At 35.3% G+C, this 20,454-nt stretch carries 19 protein-coding genes and 3 pseudogenes; 16 read left to right on the top strand and 6 right to left on the bottom strand.

The window, feature by feature from the left end; all coding sequences use genetic code 11:
- Positions 1 to 52: 52 nt before the first annotated feature.
- Positions 53 to 1,408, bottom strand: a complete 1,356-nt coding sequence (locus tag CRO15_RS14735) for a sulfatase family protein (protein WP_097046595.1) — start codon at positions 1,406 to 1,408, stop codon at positions 53 to 55.
- A 295-nt stretch (positions 1,409 to 1,703) separates the two neighbouring features.
- Here CRO15_RS14735 and CRO15_RS14740 point away from each other — a divergent pair, with 295 nt between their 5' ends.
- The 8 genes from CRO15_RS14740 to cls all read left to right on the top strand — a co-directional run bounded on the left by CRO15_RS14740 (position 1,704) and on the right by cls (position 8,076).
- Positions 1,704 to 2,786: a glycoside hydrolase family protein gene (locus CRO15_RS14740; RefSeq protein ID WP_133067251.1), complete on the top strand. Its 1,083-nt coding sequence runs from the start codon at positions 1,704 to 1,706 to the stop codon at positions 2,784 to 2,786.
- A gap of 148 nt (positions 2,787 to 2,934) precedes the next feature.
- Positions 2,935 to 3,369 (top strand): MarR family winged helix-turn-helix transcriptional regulator, encoded by a 435-nt coding sequence (locus CRO15_RS14745; RefSeq protein WP_097046597.1) that lies wholly within the window; start codon positions 2,935 to 2,937, stop codon positions 3,367 to 3,369.
- Between the two features lie 105 nt (positions 3,370 to 3,474).
- Positions 3,475 to 4,254: a hypothetical protein gene (locus CRO15_RS14750; protein WP_097046598.1), complete on the top strand. Its 780-nt coding sequence runs from the start codon at positions 3,475 to 3,477 to the stop codon at positions 4,252 to 4,254.
- A gap of 9 nt (positions 4,255 to 4,263) precedes the next feature.
- Positions 4,264 to 4,794 (top strand): cytochrome b, encoded by a 531-nt coding sequence (locus CRO15_RS14755; protein WP_097046599.1) that lies wholly within the window; start codon positions 4,264 to 4,266, stop codon positions 4,792 to 4,794.
- A gap of 111 nt (positions 4,795 to 4,905) precedes the next feature.
- Entirely contained in the window at positions 4,906 to 5,463 is a 558-nt protein-coding gene (locus CRO15_RS14760; RefSeq protein WP_165769964.1) for an HdeD family acid-resistance protein, read from the top strand.
- Positions 5,464 to 5,498: 35 nt separating this feature from the next.
- Positions 5,499 to 5,972: an anthrone oxygenase family protein gene (locus CRO15_RS14765; protein WP_097046601.1), complete on the top strand. Its 474-nt coding sequence runs from the start codon at positions 5,499 to 5,501 to the stop codon at positions 5,970 to 5,972.
- A gap of 82 nt (positions 5,973 to 6,054) precedes the next feature.
- A complete protein-coding gene (locus tag CRO15_RS14770) occupies positions 6,055 to 6,594 on the top strand; it encodes a hypothetical protein (RefSeq protein WP_133067252.1) in 540 nt (179 codons plus the stop codon).
- A gap of 78 nt (positions 6,595 to 6,672) precedes the next feature.
- The gene (cls, locus tag CRO15_RS14775) at positions 6,673 to 8,076 is read left to right on the top strand and encodes a cardiolipin synthase (RefSeq protein WP_243396982.1); all 1,404 of its coding nucleotides are present in this window, start codon (positions 6,673 to 6,675) and stop codon (positions 8,074 to 8,076) included.
- A 7-nt stretch (positions 8,077 to 8,083) separates the two neighbouring features.
- Here the strand turns inward: cls and CRO15_RS14780 are convergent, their stop codons facing one another.
- Positions 8,084 to 8,425: a hypothetical protein gene (locus tag CRO15_RS14780; RefSeq protein ID WP_133067253.1), complete on the bottom strand. Its 342-nt coding sequence runs from the start codon at positions 8,423 to 8,425 to the stop codon at positions 8,084 to 8,086.
- 95 nt (positions 8,426 to 8,520) lie between these two features.
- Between CRO15_RS14780 and CRO15_RS14785 the strand changes: the two genes are divergently transcribed.
- The 7 genes from CRO15_RS14785 (at position 8,521) to CRO15_RS14815 (ending at position 15,869) form a co-directional block, all read left to right on the top strand.
- Entirely contained in the window at positions 8,521 to 9,561 is a 1,041-nt protein-coding gene (locus CRO15_RS14785; RefSeq protein WP_097046605.1) for an AI-2E family transporter, read from the top strand.
- A gap of 98 nt (positions 9,562 to 9,659) precedes the next feature.
- Positions 9,660 to 10,028, top strand: a complete 369-nt coding sequence (locus CRO15_RS14790) for an antibiotic biosynthesis monooxygenase family protein (RefSeq protein ID WP_165769965.1) — start codon at positions 9,660 to 9,662, stop codon at positions 10,026 to 10,028.
- A 244-nt stretch (positions 10,029 to 10,272) separates the two neighbouring features.
- Positions 10,273 to 12,249 carry a heavy metal translocating P-type ATPase gene (locus tag CRO15_RS14795; RefSeq protein ID WP_097046607.1) on the top strand — a complete coding sequence of 659 codons (1,977 nt, stop codon included), beginning with the start codon at positions 10,273 to 10,275 and terminating at the stop codon, positions 12,247 to 12,249.
- A 263-nt stretch (positions 12,250 to 12,512) separates the two neighbouring features.
- Positions 12,513 to 12,941, top strand: coding sequence for an antibiotic biosynthesis monooxygenase family protein (locus CRO15_RS14800; protein WP_207763902.1), 429 nt, complete (start codon positions 12,513 to 12,515; stop codon positions 12,939 to 12,941).
- A gap of 83 nt (positions 12,942 to 13,024) precedes the next feature.
- Positions 13,025 to 13,858, top strand: coding sequence for a UbiA prenyltransferase family protein (locus CRO15_RS14805; protein ID WP_097046608.1), 834 nt, complete (start codon positions 13,025 to 13,027; stop codon positions 13,856 to 13,858).
- A gap of 14 nt (positions 13,859 to 13,872) precedes the next feature.
- Positions 13,873 to 14,334, top strand: coding sequence for a hypothetical protein (locus CRO15_RS14810; protein WP_097046609.1), 462 nt, complete (start codon positions 13,873 to 13,875; stop codon positions 14,332 to 14,334).
- A gap of 311 nt (positions 14,335 to 14,645) precedes the next feature.
- Positions 14,646 to 15,869, top strand: a complete 1,224-nt coding sequence (locus CRO15_RS14815; protein ID WP_097046610.1) for a site-specific integrase — start codon at positions 14,646 to 14,648, stop codon at positions 15,867 to 15,869.
- A gap of 52 nt (positions 15,870 to 15,921) precedes the next feature.
- On the opposite strand, the pseudogene CRO15_RS14820 reads toward CRO15_RS14815, so the two are convergent.
- The 4 genes and pseudogenes from CRO15_RS14820 to CRO15_RS14835 all read right to left on the bottom strand — a co-directional run bounded on the left by CRO15_RS14820 (position 15,922) and on the right by CRO15_RS14835 (position 19,313).
- Positions 15,922 to 16,800, bottom strand: a pseudogene (locus CRO15_RS14820) (IS982 family transposase).
- Between the two features lie 272 nt (positions 16,801 to 17,072).
- Positions 17,073 to 17,699 (bottom strand): NeuD/PglB/VioB family sugar acetyltransferase, encoded by a 627-nt coding sequence (locus tag CRO15_RS14825; RefSeq protein ID WP_097046611.1) that lies wholly within the window; start codon positions 17,697 to 17,699, stop codon positions 17,073 to 17,075.
- Positions 17,696 to 18,535: pseudogene (locus tag CRO15_RS19955) on the bottom strand (sugar-transfer associated ATP-grasp domain-containing protein). The gene CRO15_RS14825 and the pseudogene CRO15_RS19955 overlap by 4 nt, the downstream one beginning before the upstream one ends.
- 166 nt (positions 18,536 to 18,701) lie before the next feature.
- Positions 18,702 to 19,313, bottom strand: coding sequence for a sugar transferase (locus CRO15_RS14835; RefSeq protein WP_097046612.1), 612 nt, complete (start codon positions 19,311 to 19,313; stop codon positions 18,702 to 18,704).
- A 291-nt stretch (positions 19,314 to 19,604) separates the two neighbouring features.
- Here CRO15_RS14835 and CRO15_RS14840 point away from each other — a divergent pair.
- Positions 19,605 to 20,454, top strand: a pseudogene (locus CRO15_RS14840) (IS982 family transposase).

The following is a 20,454-nucleotide window of genomic DNA, read 5'->3' on the forward strand; positions in this document are numbered from 1 at the left end:
TATTTGTGCCTCCTAGAGCAGCTTACATTTGCATGAAACCGGACCTTTATGCTTACAAACTCCCTACAGTTCTTCTCTCCAAGGTTATAATGGAATCCAGTTTTTTCATTTTTTCTCTGAGAGCGTTCACTTTTTCAGAGTGCTTTTCGAATAAATTATACTCCTCGGATATATCGCTCTCCAAATCAAAGAGAAAAGTACCTTCGTCAAGTACTAAGAGTTTGTACTTTCCATCTCTGATGCCTTCCAGTTTTCCATTGGAGGCATAGTATAAAAATGGCGAACTTTCCAGTTTCCGATCTGCTCCTAAAAGAGCTTTGGAAACATCACGCCCATCAATCTTCCTTTTTGGAAGCTGTGCTCCACATAGATTCGCGACAGTGGGCAACAAATCCATATTAGTAATGACCTGTCGTTGTACATATCCTGCTGGGACCTTCCCGGGCCACCTAACAATACATGGGACACGCTGTCCTCCTTCCCATGTGGTCCCTTTGGCGCCTCTTAAAGGACCCGCAGAACCTCCCTCGGTCTTGAACACTTTCCATGGGCCATTATCTGAAGTGAAAATGACAAATGTATTTTCATCGATTCCTGTTGTTTTCAAAGTTTCTAGTATCTGCCCAACGCTCCAGTCAATTTCTTCTATGGTATCACCATATGGTCCTCGTACACTTGTATTTTGAAATTTTGGAGAGGCATATATGGGAATGTGGGGCATTGGGTGTGCCAAATACAGGAAGAAAGGTTTTTCACTGTTCTTTTTTATAAAAGTCATTGCTCTCTCCGTAAGCCTTTTGGTCAGTGTGGTCTGATCTGGGTCCAGTTCCAGAGTATCAGATTGCGATAGTAAGGGCAATTGCCATTTGTAATCATTCCTCCCCATATATTCCTGCTCCTTTTTGCTCATGTCGTTACTAAAAGGAATACCAAAAAACTCATCAAACCCTTGGTTGTGCGGAAGAAATTTTTCTTGATGGCCCAAATGCCACTTACCTATACAGGCTGTAGAATATTTTTTCCCCTTAAGAACCTCTGCAATAGTTTGTTCTTCTGGATTAAGACCAGTCACAGATTGCGGGAAGAGCACTCCTTTTTCAAGTCCCACCCGTTTTGGGTAAGCTCCTGTTAACAGTGCCGCTCTTGAGGGACTACATACGGGTGCAGCAACATAAAACTGTGAAAGTTTCATCCCTTCAGCAGCCATTTTATCCAAATGGGGTGTATAGACTGTAGGGTTACCAAAGCTACTTAGATCCCCATAACCCATATCATCCACATAGATAATTATGACATTCGGGTTTTGGTCGTTTTCTTTTTTATTTGAAGTAGCCTTGCCATTGCATCCAAAGCATAACAACAAAACAAAAAACAACAACAGGCTGTATATAGTTTGTTTAGTTTTCATAATAAGAACTCGTAATTATCTGTTTATCTGTTATAATCAAAAAGAGCTTTTGCCAAAAGTTAAATGTAGTGAAAGGAGTTAGTTCTTACCTGTTGATAGATTGCCATATTCTATACTTTTTTTGCCATTTACAATCATTTATTGCCATATCTAGCAGAAAAGGATGAATAATAAAAAAATACCTATTACTTTTTGGCCATCTTTTATCTCAAGGACAACCCAATGATATCATTTTAATTGACCATGGGCAGCACTATAAAAGACAATACAACGGTAACCACATAAAATTCGTTAAATGAAAAACAGACAGCTATTACCTTTGATGATATTTTTATCATTGACCTTATCATGTAAGGAAAAAGAAGAAAGACAAAAAGAGATAAATAACACCTCACACCAACTTGCTCTCAGTAATCTTGTACAGCCTACTCCTTTACATTCGGTACTTAAAGATCCTAATTATTATATATGGGGAGCTTCAATGGTAAAAGGACACGACCAAAAGTATCATTTGTATTATTCAAGATGGCCTAAATCCGAAGGGTTTCCAGGGTGGTTGGACCATTCTGAAATTGCCCATGCAACAGCTGATTCCCCAGGAGGACCATATAAACATGAAAAAGTAATATTAGAAGGGTTTGGCAAGGGGTATTGGAACGAGCAGTCGGCACACAATCCACATATAAAAAAATTTGGAAGCAAATACTACCTATACTTTATTTCACATGTCAATACTGATTTTGGCAGAAAGAATAAAATGGAAAACCATCGTTGGGGCCAAAGGATAGGTGTTGCGGTTGCAGAAAACCCTTCAGGCCCATGGAAGGTATCTCAGTCTCCCTTGATAGAATATCAAGAGGGAAAAGGAGCTGAAGGATACATGGTAAACCCAAGTGTTTGTCAAAAACCGGATGGTACTTTTCTTATGATTTTCAAAACCCGCTCAAACGTTCCTGAGCTTGAAAACAGAATGATTCATTGTACCGCAACATCATTGAATCCGGATGGTCCTTTTGTTATTGCAGAGAACCCTATTTTAACTGAAAAGGAGGCTGAAGATCCTTTTTTATGGTTCCAGGACGGGAGATATTATGCTATACTTGATGATCAACGTGGTCTTTATACCGGAGAACATGGATTGGCGCTTTTTACGTCCAACAATGGTGAGGATTGGGAAGCTGCGAAGAATCCAAACGTTATGACCCCAAAGATTAAATGGGAAGATGGTACAACCAGTGACCTAAGATATTTGGAAAGACCTCAATTGTGGCTAAACGAGCATGGTAAACCGGCTATGCTCTTTTGCGCGGCCCAATTAAAAGATGGAAAGGGAAGTAACCTTCCTTTTAATGTACACATTCCCATTAAAACTGAGTAAGTTTTTAGTCAGGAACCACTTCCATTGTCTTCCCGTTTCATTGAACCCAAAGCTCTCTATGCTAGGCTATATTTTCAAAATATTTAAATAATGTTCTGAAAAAAGAATGATATATATTTGTTATGTGAATTAATAACATGACAAATAAATGAAGTCGTTTTTGGATCAATCCGCTGGATATCTCATCAATATGACTGCGCTCTTGCTAAAAAGGGAAATGACAGGTGCACTGAGTGCCAATGAAATTAATGTTACTCCTGAACAATGGGCCATTTTGAATAGATTAAGTGAAACTTCGGGGCTATCTCAAAAGGAAGTCGCAAGACGTACGTTCAAGGACAACGCCAACATTACGCGCATTTTGGATAAATTGGAGAAAAAGGGATATGTGAAACGTCAAATGGATGCTAAGGATCGGCGAGTGTGGAAAATTTATATTACCAAAGAGGGTAAATATGTTCGCAATCAAATTGAGCCTTTGGCCAAAGAAATCTTAAAAAAAGCTACCAAAGGTATTGATACCAAGGATGTGGAAGTATTCAACGCTACAGCTGAAAAAATGCTCCAAAATTTGGGGCAATAATTTTTTCCCATATATTTGCTATGACAATTATTGATTAATACCATATTTGTTGTGTCAATTTAGATTTTTTTCCTATCAAGTTTATAACCAATAATTACAACCCATATGTTGATTAAAAAAGTGATAACCATATTATGTATTCTTACGATTGTATTTTCATGCAAGAACAAATTGCAAGAAAACGAGAAGCTCAACGAAACCGAACAGCAACAAGAGATTGAAGCCAAGAATGCTAAAATCGGGAGACAGAATTATGCCATTGCATGGAAATGGGCAACTGACAATAAACAGCTAGTGGAGGAAAATCTTGTCGTTATAGCGGACCAAGTAAACCAACTTTGGAAAGAGGATATTATTGCGGATGCCTACTATAATTCCAATGCAACAATCGACAAGTTTGAATACTTTCCGAATGTCTTTTTCTTTCTAAAAGCGCAATCCGAGGAGGACGCTATAACTATTCTGGATGAATTAACCCTGGTAAAAAAAGGAATAGCATCTTATAAAATATATCCTGTAGGACTTAAATGGATGGGACGTGATCACGATGAAATTCGGGAAAAAGGAATAACCAATTCCTATGCGGCAGTCTGGGCATCCGATAATTGGGAAAATACCACGGATAGTTTGACCAAATCACAAGCAGATGCCATTTTAGACTTATGGAATGATGGAAGTATTGAGAATATCTATTTTGACATAGAAGGCACCCAAAAGGCAAATGATAAGACTGACTTTGTGTTTTTCATCAATGCGAATACAGAAAAGGAAGCGAAAGAACTCTGTGCTGCGCTCCCTTTCGCAAAAGAGAATATTGCCAATTACGAAATATACCCAGTTGGTGTCTTCTGGTTGGGAGATTTTAAAGAATTTAATAAAGAATGAGGCAAACACATGAAAGAAGGAATCCAGAACAATTTAGGTCAAAAATATAATAAGGGAACCATTGCCATACATTGGATTACTGCACTACTAATAATTGCATTGTTCCCATTAGGGAAGTATATGTCCGGACTTGAACCTTCAGAAAAAATGGGATTACTGAAAGTTCATGCTTTTCTGGGAGTAATCGTGTTTCTCTTAACCATAATACGGAGTTGGTTGTTCTTTACCAAGCCTCGTCCAGATGATTTGAAAACCGGTTCCAAACTCAACGATAAGCTGGCCGTTTGGATTCATAATAGCTTTTATTTTCTTCTTTTTGGGTTAGCCATTTCAGGAATCGCCACCGTTGTATTAGGCGGCTACGGTGAAGCGTTGACCAGTGCAAACCCAGAATTGATCATTAATAGAGAGGAAATAAAACCCCTAAAGGGCCATGGAATACTGGCCATGGTTATGATGCTACTCCTCACCATCCATGTTTTCGGGGTTATCAAACATTATATTTTACTAAAAGAAAATACCTTAAAACGTATGATTTAACAGAACGGTTATATACATAATTACAAGCTTGACTCTAATGGGCCTGTGATGGCTATTATTTTCAACCAAAAGAAAATCAAAAATCGATTAAATAACCAACACACTGTAAAAATGAAAAGTAGCACAAATTTAATTGAAGGCCCTGTTAATTACTGGTACCTTCCAGTCATTACAGGTTTAATTTTAATATTAATTGGTATATGGACATTTGCGTCACCAGAAGAAGCGTATTTAGGTTTATCAATTCTGTTTAGCCTTTCATTTTTGTTTGCAGGTTTAGTGGAGACTGTATTTTCCTATGCAAACAGAAAAAACATAAACAATTGGGGTTGGCATTTGATTTTTGGGATGGCTACATTATTATTGGGGGTATTTTTGCTTACCCACCCTGAAATCACAAAAACTAGTTTGGCCCTGTTTATCGGTTTCACATTGTTATTTAGATCTTTTAACTCGATTGGAATCGCCCTTGATTTAAAAAAATCCAAAACTTCTGGCTGGGGAATATCATTGTTTTTCGGGATTTTAGGAGTCATACTTTCATTTATCTTAATACGAAACCCACTTTTCGCAGGTATGTCCATAATTATCTGGACCGCAATTTCATTATTAACTGCTGGAATATTTAGCGTGTTTTTTGGCCTTACAATGAAGAAAATCAATAAGTAAAAGTTCCCAATTTGTTCTAGTGATAAGTATTTAAAATGAGAAAAATTTCAATATTGATCCAAGTTATAAGCATTGCATGCCTAGGAGCTTTTGCAGGTGCAATGATTATGCTTAACACCGCTATATTGTCTTTTTGGAAAAAAGCAGCACCCGAAGATTTTCTCGATTGGTATGCTGATTATGCATCCGGTATAATGGATGCTACCGGACCACTTGTAATGTCCAGTCTTATTTTACCGCTTGTCTGCTTTTTTCTGGTCATAAAGAACAAACAGAGTAGAATCTATTGGATTATTTCTTTTTCATTGAGTGTTATTATAATGATAATTACCATGGGGTATTTTGTTGGTGTGAACACCTCTTTTGCGGAACAATCAATCGAGTTGGTACAGATTAAAGAAACCTTGGATACTTGGGGAAGAAATCATCTTATTAGAATCTCTTTGGCATTTGCCTCTGCCCTTTTTGCAGGAATAGGGCTGGTAAAATATCTACCCAAAAACAAATAGAACAATTACAGAAAACATACAAATTGACAGGCCTGGAGGCTGACTTAAAAACAATCTATTCACTTATAACCCTACAAAACAAATGAAAAAACTTGGACACTTAAATTTAGTTGGCCTTTGCCTTATTGTTGTTGGAATTACAATAATGACATCAAAAAGTTTAGGAGTGGACTTTGCAAAAATCGTTGTGCCCTTATTATTTGTGCTATCCGGTATTTTTAGCATTACTTACTCAAGAGCCAATAAAGAAGTAGAAGTTATTTCAAAATTCCAACTAATAAAAGGTATAGGTTTACTGGCTTTTGCGGGATTGCTTTCTTTTTTATCAGATGGTTTAACTGGCTTTTTAATGTATACCGCTTATTTTACATTAATGTATGGTTTGTTAGAAATTACATTTCCTTTTGCTGTGCTCAACTCAAAAAATAAGGTAGTAAAAATTATGCTTGGCTACAGAATTATAGCTGGGTTTGCAATTGCTATTGGGGCAGTGGTTTTGCTATTTACAACAATCTTAAATGACGACGAAGGACTCATTACAGCTGGTGCCTTAACACTATTTATAGGATTGTCCAACCTAATTTATGCTGCAAAATTGAAAGGCTCAAATTCTGAACAATAGGTATTAATTTCATGGAGTTTTGATGCGATGAATTGGTTTCCTGCACTACAAATAGCCTATATTCTTATACTTATAGTGGTGACTATAAGAATTCTGTACGAAACCAGAAGTAGCACAAAGACCTTAGGTTATATTCTATTTATTGTACTTGTTCCAATTATTGGGATACTATTTTATTTTTCATTTGGGGTCAACTATCGAAAACGAAAGCTCTACTCCAAGAAAATCATACAAGACAAACCGCTTTACAAAGACATAAAAGATAGAATAGAAGCCTATTCCAATTTAGCTTTTAAATCCGCTTTGGCCGCTAACGGCCACCAAAGTTTAATGGAGTTTATTCGCAAGTCCGGGAGTGGTCATTTAACCTCAAACAACGAATTAAAATTATTGGTAAATGGAGAAGAAAAATTTCCTGAACTATTAAAAGCACTAAAAAAAGCCACTTCACATATTCATATAGAATATTACATTTACGAAGATGACCTTACTGGAAATCAAGTTGCGGATATTCTAATCGACAAAGTAAAAGAAGGTGTTGAAGTGCGCCTTATATACGATGATTTTGGTAGTCATGGGCTGGGAAAAAAATTTATTGAAAAATTAAACAATGCCGGTGTTTTAACTTCTCCTTTCTATAAAATAAAGTGGTATGCCTTTGCCAGTAGGATAAACTACAGAAACCATAGAAAAATTGTCATTATTGATGGAAAGGTTGGTTTTGTTGGAGGCATCAATATGAGTGATAAATATCGTAATGATCTAAATGAAGAAAAGCATTTGTTTTGGCGGGACACACATTTAATGATACATGGAGGGGCAACTTCACATTTACAATATCTGTTCATTTGTGATTGGAACTTTTGCAGTTCGGAAAATATCGATTATAACGAGAGCTACTTTCCCTATATAAAAGAATCAGAAAACATCCAAGGGGAAATGGTACAAATTGCGGCCTCTGGTCCGGACAGTTCTCAACCGGTTATTTTCTACTCATTGTTAAAAGCAATTGGTTCGGCTAAAAAAAGCATTTACATTACCAGTCCTTATTTTATTCCAGGAGAAAGTATAATAGACGCTCTAACAGTTGCTATCCAAGGTGGATTGGATGTTAAGATCATAGTTCCTGGCATTTCAGATTCAAAAATGGTCAATACAGCCGCAAGTTCTTATTATACAGAATTATTACCATATGGTGTAAAAATCTATAAGTACAACAAAGGCTTTGTACATGCAAAAACAATGGTCATAGATGATGATTTGGCTATTGTTGGTTCCGCTAATATGGATTATAGAAGCTTTGATCTAAATTTTGAAGTGAATGCAGTTATGTATAGCCGAAGAATTGCACAGCAATTAAAGGATGTTTTCAACAGTGACCTAAAAGAATCTGAACTGATAGATACAAAGGCGTGGTTAAATAGGCCAAAGTACATTCATTTATGGGGAAAAGTGGTGAGATTACTATCGCCTTTCCTATAAAGGGAATTTAAAAAAGTAAATCACCATAACCCCAAATTAATGTGCCCAATAAACTTGTTAAACCAGAAACAATAAATACAGTTTTATGTAAAGAATTATCATCCTTTATAGTTTTCAATTTTTCATGTATATCAAGATCGGATTGCATTATTTTTTCTGCTTCCTTCTTTTTTATACTTGCCAATTGAAATTGTACAACTACAGATATAAAAGTCAATATAGAACCGGATCTGGCAAACCAATTGCCATTTGAATTCAAAGAAATAACAGCAGATACAGTACAAAAAATAATTCCAATTAATAAAAGAGAGATAGAAATCAAATATGTTTTGTTGTTTACAGTCATCATGTTATTTGAGATAGGCAAAAAACAAAAATATTCTTAAAAAGAAAATAATGCCACATAACTAATCATTTTTATTGAAAAGCAAAAATAACCCTTGCATGCATATAAATACCTTATCAAAATCTGCGCAGACCTGTATTGTCATAGCCCTTATAATCATTGGCTTGATATACGGAAAAAGCCTTCTATTACCCTTGGTTTTTGCCATGATATTTTGGGTATTGATACGAAAACTTAAATCTACAATAAACAAGATTTCCCTATTTCGTAAGTACGTTCCAGATTGGGCAAAAAACATGTCCCTTACCATTGTTATTGTTGGGGTCATTTATTTTGTCAGCTCTGTCATCTCCCTAAACATTGAAACCCTTATAAATGGATATGACATGTACGAGAAAAATGTTCAAACTGTGCTTGACTCCATAAATACCGCTTTCGGAATGGACATAAAAGCCAATATCCTAAATGAACAAGATATAAGTGCAACTATCAGTGGTCTTGTAGAGACCGTGGCTTCATCGCTCACCAATATGGTAAGTAATGTCTTTATGATTCTTTTGTACATGCTGTTTATTTTTTTGGAAGAAAGCAATTTCAACGAAAAGTTAAAATTAATCTTTGTTGAAAATGGCAAATATCAAGACATTTCTTCCACATTGATAGAGCTGGAAAACTCTGTTTCAAACTACTTGGGAGTAAAAACTCTAGTGAGTTTAATAACTGCCAGCTTAAGCGCCATTGCACTATTGTCAATAGGTGTTGATGCACCAATATTTTGGGCCTTGATTATCTTTATCCTGAATTATATACCTACTATTGGCTCTTTGATAGCCACACTGTTTCCCACTATTTTTTGCCTTTTTCAATTTGGGGAGGTTACTCCTGCCCTATTAACGCTCATTGTTGTGGGATCGATACAATTGATCATAGGAAATGTACTTGAGCCCAAGTTAGTTGGAAACTCCATGAACATTAGCGCTCTTGTTGCAATTATAGCGCTCTCGTTCTGGGGGCTTATCTGGGGAACAACCGGTATGATCTTAAGCGTTCCCATTACGGTTATAATGGTTATTGTTTTCTCAAAATTTGATAAGACCAGAGCCATTGCAATACTATTGTCCGATAAAGGAAATGTATGATGTAGATACCCGAAAGAGATTCGTGGAAAGGTACCCGATTTCCGATTCTTGCAATTTTAGGGTTATTGAATTTTAAACCATAAAAACAACAAATAATTATGAAAATTAAAGAATTAGATGAATTAGTAAGTTTAAGTCAACAATTCAAATCAAACGAAGATGGTACAATTGTGTTAATAAATGTCTTTAACATTGAACCTTCAGAAGAAGAGGCGTTATTAGAAGCTTGGTCTGCAGATGCAGATTTCTTAAAAACACAACCAGGTTACATATCTACCCAAATGCATAAAGGCATTGGGGGAAGTGGATGTTATATTAACTATGCCATCTGGGAAGATCTTGAAAGTTTTAGCACAGCTTTCGCAACACCAGAGTTTCAAGCATTGCTTAGAGCATATCCAGAAAGTGCTATTGCAGCGCCACATCTGTTCAAAAAACTTGCTGTAAAAGGACATTGTGTATCATAACCATGAGTTTGTATAGGCGAGCCTTAACTCCAAGTTGATTAATTTTCATTAACTGTTTCCTGTATAAAATCTCGTGTTTAGAAGAAACAAGTGGGGGAGCATTTATTCCGCACACAGATAAATTGAAACGAAGTGGTGCATAACCGCTTCGTTTTTAATTGTGTTTAGAATCGATAAAAAACAGCTATTTAAAAAAACGGCAAACCATAAATAAGACAAATGCAACAATAAAAACCTAGAAAAAATGAGCAAAGAACATTCTGAAAACGAGGAACATAACCACAAGCACGGCGGTGTTTTTGGTAAAAAGACAGAACTGTATTTTGCCATATTGAGTGGTGTGTTCTTTTTCATGGGTCTAATCATAGAAAAACTTACCAATTTACCAGAGTCAGCCTCACTTGGCAGTTTTATTGTTGCTTACTTCTTTGGTGGTTATTTTACAACACTTGAAGCCATTGGCAAAATTCGAAAAGGTGAGTTTGAAATTGACTTTTTGATGCTGGTTGCTGCGGCCGGAGCAGCCTATATAGAAAGCTGGGAAGAAGGAGCATTGCTACTATTCTTATTTAGTATTGGGCATGCTTTGGAAAGCTATGCCGTGAACAAGGCCAAAAAATCCATTGAGTCCTTAGGCAATCTATCCCCAAAAACAGCTTTGGTAAAAAAGGGTGATAAAATTGAAGAAGTTCCCATTGAAGAACTCCAGCTAAATGATATCGTTGTAGTAAAGCCAAACACCAAAATTGCTGCCGATGGTATCATTGTAAAAGGAAACAGCAGCATTAACCAGGCTTCTATAACTGGTGAGAGTATGCCTGTGGACAAAGTGGCAATTGGCAATACCACAAACCTGCCAGACTTTGATAACATTGAGAAAAACAATATTGTATACACTGGCACCATAAATGGAGATAACGTTATTGAAGTTCAGGTTCTAAAATTAAGCGCTGATAGTACCATCTCTCGCCTGGTGAAAATGGTGAGCGAAGTAGAAACACAAAAATCACCAACACAATTACTGACCAAAAAATTTGAAAAATGGTTTGTTCCTGTCGTAATCCTTTTGGTTACCGTTTTGTGCTTTTCCTATTTAGTAATTGATGAGACCTATAAAGAGAGTCTCTATAGGGCAATAAGTGTTTTAGTAGCTGCAAGCCCTTGTGCTTTGGCCATTTCAACACCCAGTGCCGTATTAAGTGGCATTGCGAGAGCAGCAAAAAGCGGTGTTTTAATCAAAGGAGGACGAGCCTTGGAAGATTTAGGGAGTTTAACAACAATTGCTTTTGATAAAACTGGGACTTTAACCGAGGGTAAACCAAAGTTGACAAATGCCATTGCGTTAAATAATTTTGAAGAAGGTGAGTTTCTTGATATAGTCTTGGATGTAGAGAAATTAAGCAACCACCCCTTGGCAAAATCCATTGTCCAAGATTTAAAATCGCAACTTAAAGTAGAAGGTAAAAATCAGGCAGCAGATATTAAAGCAATCCAAGGAAAAGGCGTTAACGCAAATTATAATGGAGATGTGGTTTTGATTGGAAATGAAAGATTGATGATTGATGAGGCAATAGCAACATCCAAAGCTATAAAAAATCAAATGGACAATCTATTACAGAGCGGGCATACAGCAATGCTCGTTGCCTATAAAAATGAGTTAATAGGTTTATTAAGCGTAATGGATGTGCCCAGAGAAAGCGCGGCACCTACTTTAAAGCGTCTAAAAGATATTGGCATTAAAAAAATGATTATGCTCACAGGGGACCATCAAAATGTCGCAGATTCCATTGCAAAACAAATTGGTTTGTCAGATGCAGAGGGGAATTTATTACCAGAAGACAAAGTCACAGCCATCAAAGTACTAAAACAACAATATTCAAAAATTGCCATGGTAGGTGATGGTGTAAACGATGCGCCCGCAATGGCAACAAGTACAGTTGGCATTGCAATGGGAGCAGCTGGAAGTGATGTTGCCTTAGAGACGGCTGACGTTGCCTTAATGTCCGATAAAATTGAGAACCTTCCCTTTGTAATAGGTTTGAGTAGAAAATCCAAATCCATAATCAAACAAAACCTATGGGTGAGCTTGGCAATAGTGGCTTTTCTAATACCAACAACAATTATGGGCGGAACAAGTATTGGAGGAGCCATAGCTATTCATGAAGGTTCTACATTATTGGTGGTTATAAATGCATTGCGATTGTTGAGGTACCAATTATAAGTCAAATTCCCTTCGACATACAGCTCAATAAGCGAAACGGCGCATAGATAATGTACAAATAATGCAATTATTTTTTATATTTGTCATAACAATTTTTGTTATAGCAAAATACTAAGGATAATTATTAAAGAAGCTAGGGCCTCATAAAGATTTCGGGTTGGTAACAACAATGATGACAATACAACTCTATTGCGTGTTTTATAACTTATATGTATCGCTCATTTACAAAACACGCTTATGAAGAATAGTAATAAAATCACATTATGAATACAAAAGAACTTAGTAAAAAATCACTGAAAATTTCAAAAATAGTTTTTACAATATTATTTCTAACCGGTATGAGCTCTTGTAACAATGAAGCAAACCAAAAAAACAAATCGAATATGGAAACCAGTAACTCAGAACATGTTGTTCTTATAAATCCATTTGAAGTACCAGAAGGAAAATTGGAAGAATCCATAAAATATTGGGAAGCTTGCCGAGATTTCCTTAAAAAAGAACCTGGCTACATTTCTACAGAATTGCATCAATCAATAAAAGATGATGCTAAATTTGAATTAATAAATGTTGCCGTATGGGAAAGTCCAAAAGCATTCATGGAAGCTAGCAAAAAGATGGGGAAAGAACTAGGAGTTGCTCCTACAGAAGGACTTAAAGCAAATCCATCACTCTACACTATTATTAGAGAATAAATGATTCCCTATTAAACAAAATGTTCGTTCAATCCATTGAAACTCTTTCTCATTTGTATACATAAAGATCCTGTAATCCAAACTTGCCAACTCTATTGTTCAAGTTGATTCTAACATACATTTCGCATTTAAATATTGTTATAGCAACTTCTGCAGGTCTTCTTGCAGCTGGAATTGCCAACATTTTTAATCTAGACCAATATTTGTCCTATGGACAATTTGCTTTTTTCTCCACATTATGCGTATACAATCTTCAACGGGTAGTCAAAGTAAATTTAGAAACCAAAACACCTTGGCTCAGTTGGGTAGGTCAGCATAGGACATTAATAATTCTCATAAGTATCGTTAGTGGGCTCCTCGGGGGATACTTTTTCGTCCTATTATTGAATGAGATAACACCTATTGTAATGATGTTAATGGTTGGAGCCACAACTATCTCTTTTTACTATGTAGTTAGAATAGGGAGCAAGAATCTACGTGAATTACCCCATCTTAAAATTCATTTAATTGCTCTAACATGGACCATAATTATAGTAGTGTTTCCAATGCTAAATGAAAATATTCATAATTGGGAGACATTCATAATTTTCATTCCAGCTCACTATTTATATTTTGCGGCAGTGGCAATTCCTTTCGATATTCGAGATTTGAAATATGATTTACCATCACAACGAACAATCCCACAGGTAATTGGCATTCCAAAGGCCAAGATAATTTCAATACTACTGTTGATTCTTGTATTGATAAGTTTAGGAGTTGTTTCCTCTTATTCAATATCAACACCTCTTTTTGTGCTTGCCATTATTGTACAAATGCTTTTGATTTTATACTCCACAGAAAAGCGTAAAGATTTTTATTACTCCATACTTATTGATGGTGCGATTGCCCTATTAGGAGTTAGCTACTTAATTAGATAAGAAAAAAACTAAAAATGAAAAGAAAGAATTTATTGGCATTACATATTGCCGCAACTATAATAGGGACAATAACAATCAGCACATTTTTTATCTTATCATTAAGAGCAGAATTAGTAGCGGATAAAATGCAGATTAAAGCTGTGAAAACCGGCATCCTGTATGCCTTACCAATTCTTGTAATTGCAATGCCCTCTTTGGCAATTTCGGGAAAAAAATTGGCCGGAAAATCAAAACATCCAATCATTCTGAAAAAACTAAAAAGGATGAAATTAGTAATGATCAATGGTATTATATTGATTTCACTCGTTATATTCCTATACTATCGTGCCATCTATAAATCCATTGACAATATATTCCTCTATGCGCAAATTGCAGAATTAATATTTGGACTTAGCAATTTAACTTTGATTGGAATAAACATTAAATCCGGGCTACAACTTTCAGGGAAATTGAAAAATAAAGTCAAGGGCCCCTAAGCAAACTCAATCGGTCCTCATTAAGACAAAGCGTACAGCCAAGAAGTCTGATACAGATTAGAGTGAGACAAATAAAAAAGCTCTCAAAATTTGAGAGCTTTTTGTGCGGGTGAAGGGAGTCGAACCCCCACGCCTCGCGGCACTAGATCCTAAGTTTAGTTCTTTTTATAATCACACACCTCGAAACCCTCATATTTATTGATAGTTTGATTTTAATATTCACATATAAGACCGTATAAAACCATATAAAACGTTCATTTGTTTGACCATTGTTTGACCAAAAATATTTATCTTTATATAAATTATTAAAAATGGTAACCATTGAGGCATATATGCGAAAAAGGAAAAGCAAAGCTGGCCTTTGCCCTTTAAACATTCGCATTACCAAAAATAGGAAATCTTCATACATTCAAATCGGACAACGAATCGACCCAAAATATTGGGACCCCATAAGAAGAAAAGTAAAGAAAAATCATCCAAATTCCACCCGTTTAAACAATCTTATTTCTTCTAAACTGGTCGAGATAAATAAGTCCCTACTGGATATTGAATCCGGTACAAAGCCAATCACGCAAGCAGCGGAAATAAAAAAAACTATTTCGGGAAAACATAAAAGTCATTCATTTTACACCTTTGCCGAAACCTATTTTATAGAATTAGAAAAAAACAAAAAATTTTCCCGCATTAATAGCGAACGGCCATTATTGAATAGGATAAAAGAATATCCAAGAGCGAAAGACCTAACCTTCCAAGATGTCACCCCTCTTTTTTTACGTGCCTTTATTTCCTATTTAAGAAGTAATAAAGATTCCATTGGTGAACGGAGTATTGTAAACACACTGATTTTCATACGTACGCTATACAATAGAGCTTCACAACAGAATATTATCTCAAAGGAAAATTATCCTTTCGGAAATAACGATGGAAAGATTAAGATAAAAATCCCCCAATCTATCAAAATTGGTCTTACCGCTGTGGAAATAAAATCAATAGAGAGCCTAGATCTTTCAGAGCATCCGAAACAACATCACTCCCGAAATGTTTTTCTTTTTAGTTTCTATCTTGCCGGTATGCGGGTTGCCGATGTACTTAAAATAACCTGGGCGAATATACAAGGAGAAAGGATATATTACACCATGAATAAAAATCAAAAAAACCTGTCTCTTAAAATTCATGATAAACTTCAAAATATATTAGATGAGTACGAAGCTGATAAAGCTTCGCACACTGATTTTATCTTTCCCGAATTAAAAGAAGCCACCAAGGACCCCAAGGATATTTTGAGAGTCACCAAAATAGCGAACAAAAGACTTAACAGGTATTTAGGGCAAATCACAGAAAAAGCTGAAATAAAAACGAAAATCACCATGCATGTAGCCCGTCATTCCTTCGGAAATATTTCAGGGGACAAAATTCCTTTGCAAGTTTTGCAAAAATTATATAACCATTCAGATATTAAAACAACTATCCAGTACCAGCAGAATTTTATGAATAAAGATTTGGACGACGCATTAGATAGTGTGGTTAACGGTTAACTAAATTTCAGTTAAATATTAATGTTTTTAATTAAAATAGCCCGTTGTGCATTTAGGTAATGTTGATTTTTAAATTATTGATGTTTCTGTCAAAGACAAATTTATTGATGTATTGAATTACTGTCATTGCTGTGATTTTAGATAAGACTCTGTTTTTGAATCCATCAAAAGATTTTGCATAATTTCTTCTTATCATGAACTGGTCGCATAATTGAGAGAACAGCGTCTCTATTCTTTTTCTGGACTTCTTAAAAATATAAGGCTGTTCCTTATAATTGTTTTGGTTCTTGCGCATGGGTGTCTCCAGTCTGATATTGGCCACCTCGAACAAGTCGATCTGATACTTTGCCGATAGATAACCTCAGTCTCCTAGCAGTGTACAGTCTTTCATTTGGTGGCGTATGTCTTTTAAAAAATGTATGTCGTGTACAGATTCAGGGCTTATATCCATACTGCCTATTACACCTTTTACAGAACATACCGCATGAAGCTTGTAACCATAGTAATGCACGCCTTGGCTGGCACAGTGCCCTTTATTAGGACTGCTATGAACTTTTTCTTTGCATATAGAACTCCTTGTGCTACGAGCGAGTTTACAAACCTCCAAAGGCATACTGTGCACTATGTGACAGTTCTCGAACTTGTCGATTCGTTCGACAAGCTTCAATCTAAGATCATCCAAGTGGTAGAAGAGTTTTCGCTTACGACGATTGTATACCGAGCGTTCGATGCGATTTCTCAATGATAAAGGCAAAGACCTGAAAAGCTGACACTCACTGTCAATGCCCATATATCCAGCTGTTAATCCAATGGCCATTAGTTCCTTGTCCTTCAATTTTGGTTTACGCATCTAGTTTATAATATCGTATTTTGGTTCTATCTCGTCCAAAATCTCAAGGATTTTATCGTAATTTGTTCTAAAGTTGTGCATTTTAAATTGTTTTGTCGTTACTACAATTTACTGCTATTGAGCAGCTCGCACAACTTTTTCTATTTAAACCCTAAATGCACAACGGGTTATAACAATAAAAAAGCTACGTAAATCTAATAGGTAGTTTTTAAAATATGATTTATTTTATCACTAAAACTCTTCTTCACCATCCCTTTTAGGAATTATTTGTGAAGTTAAATCTTTCACACTGTCAAGTGCGGTGGTGATAACCATATTTTTTCTTTCATTTATTTATAAAGTCAATAGGTCTATTACAATTCTTTCTTTCTTGCCGGAACACCAATATAGGTAGCATAGGCTTCTGTATTTCTAACGACCATACTCTGCCCACCAATAATCGAACCTTCACCAATTTTAATTTGTTGAATAGTAGAAACTCCTATACCAATTTCAGTATAAGGCTCTACATGCGTAAATCCGGCAAAGTTGACCCCAGGCGCTAAGGAACTGCATTTTTCAATTTTGGTATTATGACCAATTGCACAATTCATATTTATTATTACAAATTCTCCTAGTTCCGATTCATGATTAATCGAAACTCCCGGATAAATGATGATTCCTTTTCCGAAATTAACACTATTAGAAATCCATGTATTTTTAGATATAAAGTTCGGAAACTTATGATTATCTCCTATTTTTTGGAGTATTTTCTTTTTTACCAACGGTTTTGCAATTCCGATAACCAGCGCCGCATCTGGGTATTTATGCAGGTCATCTAAGGTACCTAATACTGGTATATCCCAATAGGATTTATCTTTTTTTTCAACTGCATCGTCAAGAAATCCAATGATATTGTATTGTGTACTAAAAAGTTCTTGATTCAATACTAAAAAACCACCAACGTTACCTGCACCAATAATAATTAAACTTTCTTTCATTTATATGCTTTTAATTTATTTTTAAGCCCTTTCTTAACTGGTAGTTGCCATAATAATTTACACCAGTTATGATTACCTTCTAACAATTCTGGTCCTTTATTGGTAATCGCCACATCCCAACTTATTGACCTATTCTCTTTATGCAATAAGGCGGCTTCCTTAACCATTCGAAGAGATTCTTTCCAAAAAGGAACTTGAAATCCGACAATACCAATTCCAGTAATGGGATGTTTATGCTCCTCATTTTTGGTAATATCACTATTTACACCTCCGCCATATACAATTCCAGAAATTTCATCTATGGGAGTCGCAATATTCCCTACAGCCAAATTATCAACATATGAGTTGATTGTTATTCTTAGTCTACATCCTAAAATGTCAACTTATTCATTTTCATACAATTGAGTGGAAATTCTAACAGTATTCGGTCCAGAAGGAGACAATTTAATCAGTGAATCATGTTGTATTATGAATTCTTCTATCAAGCCATTATCCGTTTTCTTAAGTGTTGACACTATTTCTTTCTCTCCCATTTTATAGATATCCAAAACGATAATGCCTTCTCCACATTGACCATCTGAAGATTTTACTACTAACTTACGAACGGAGTTTTTAAGTAAACCACCAGAAACTGTTGTATCAGTTAAAAAAAGTTCTTTACTTGCATATTGATGCGATATTAAGCGTGCATACTTATCTAAAAAGATCAATTTATTTTCTAAAATATTTCTTTCTCTTTTTGGGTTCATTCGTAACTGATACTTAATCATGTATCCCGTACCAGCATATGTCCGTTTTTCTAACTTAGTACGTTTATAAAATTTAAAATAATCCATTAAAGAAATATTATATTTCAAAGAAGCACCGATTATATTAAGAATGAGTTCAGTTTTTGATATGCCACAACTACGAGTTACAAAACCACTAAACGTTTAAAATTTCTTTCTATCTAGTTTTCTATAATAGAACCCTAAATATAACAATCTTATTGACCATTACACATTAATTATTGCCGTTAAATCGTTGCATCGGGCGCTCATCACTTTGATTCACACTTTCTCTTTTCAAAACCTTAATCACAGTTAACCATAAAATTTTCACATCAAATAAAAATGACAGTTTGTCGATGTATTCTACATCATAGGCAAACTTTTTTGCCCAAGAAATACTATTTCTTCCATTTACCTGTGCCCAACCGGTAATACCAGGCCTTACTTCATGACGTCTCGCCTGATTTTTAGTATAAAGGGACAAATACTCCGGCAGCAAAGGTCTAGGGCCTACGAAACTCATATCGCCTTTAAGTACGTTGAGTAATTGAGGGAGTTCGTCTACTGAAGATTTGCGCACCAATTTTCCTAAACGTGTTAATCGCTCTGCATCGGATAAGAGCTTTCCTTGGGCATCTCGCTCGTCTGTCATGGTTTTATACTTAATAATCCTAAAAAGCTTTTCGTTTTGTCCTGGACGAATTTGGAAAAAAAAAGGGGATCCATCGTTGACAAAATACAACCCGATAGTTGAAATAATCAAAATAGGACTTAATAAGGATAGGAGCAAAAATGCTGCTAAAAAGTCTGCTACTACTTTTAAGCGGTTTCTATAAGAAATCATAAGCTGTCAATATTATTAAGATATTTTTTTCCTAGGGTTTCGTAATTTAAGGTATTAATTAGATACTCTTTTCCATACCCATCTCATCTTGCCCATATTACTAAATTCTTGAGTAGATTCCGCTATTACTTCCATATTGTCCAAATCAATAAATTTTTTACAATTAGCCTTACTTAACCCGTTGTGCATTATGATTTAAAAGAAAAAAGTTGTCCATCTTACTGATAATCAGTAAATTGTTTTAGCCATAAAACATTAACAAAGAACAACTTAAGTGCAAATTACGAAAGAATATTGAAGGTTTTAAGAAAAATATCAAAAGATCAACTTTTGCCCTATCAAAGAAGAAAACCAAAGCCTAGTGATTTAGAACTCGTTAGTTTGAGTCTAACTGTTGAATTTATGGGAATAGACAGTGAAAACGATATATTCAGAAAGCTTCCCAAGTCTATTGGTTAAAAAATAGAGCGAAGTGTTTACAATAAAAGAAGACGAAAATTGGTAGACGAGCTGAATACTATTCGTTTAAAATTAGCTTGTCATTTTAATGAATTCGAAAATTATTTCGTTGTTGATAGCATGCCCTTGGAGGTTTGCAAACTATCCCGAAGTTCGCATTCCAAGATTTGCAGGGAAGTTCCTTATTCTTTGCCAGACAAAGCGTATTGTACAGCACAAAGTTATAATTATTATGGTTATAAACTACACGCAGTTTGTTCTGTAAAAGGTGTAATAGGCAGTATGGATATAAGCCCTGCATCTGTACACGACATTAATTACCTTAAAGACATTAAGATGCAAATAAGCGATTTTACATTAATTGGCGATAGAGGTTATTTATCAGCAGAAATTCAACTCAACTTGTTCGAATCCTGTAACATAAAAATGAATACCTCTATGAGAAACAATCAAAAAAGCGTATAACAAACAGGCTTATATTTTTAGTAAAAAGAGAAAAAGAATAGAAACATTGTTCTCTCAGTTATGCGACCAGTTTATGATAAGACGTAATTATGCCAAGTCTTTTCAAGGGTTTAAAACAAGAATATTAGCAAAAATAACAACTTTGACAACTATTCAATATATCAACAGGTTTATATTTAACAGGAGAATAAACAACATTAAAATTAGCATTATTTAA

It is taken from the genome of Flagellimonas pacifica (assembly GCF_900215465.1).
Taxonomy (GTDB): Bacteria; Bacteroidota; Bacteroidia; order Flavobacteriales; family Flavobacteriaceae; genus Flagellimonas; species Flagellimonas pacifica.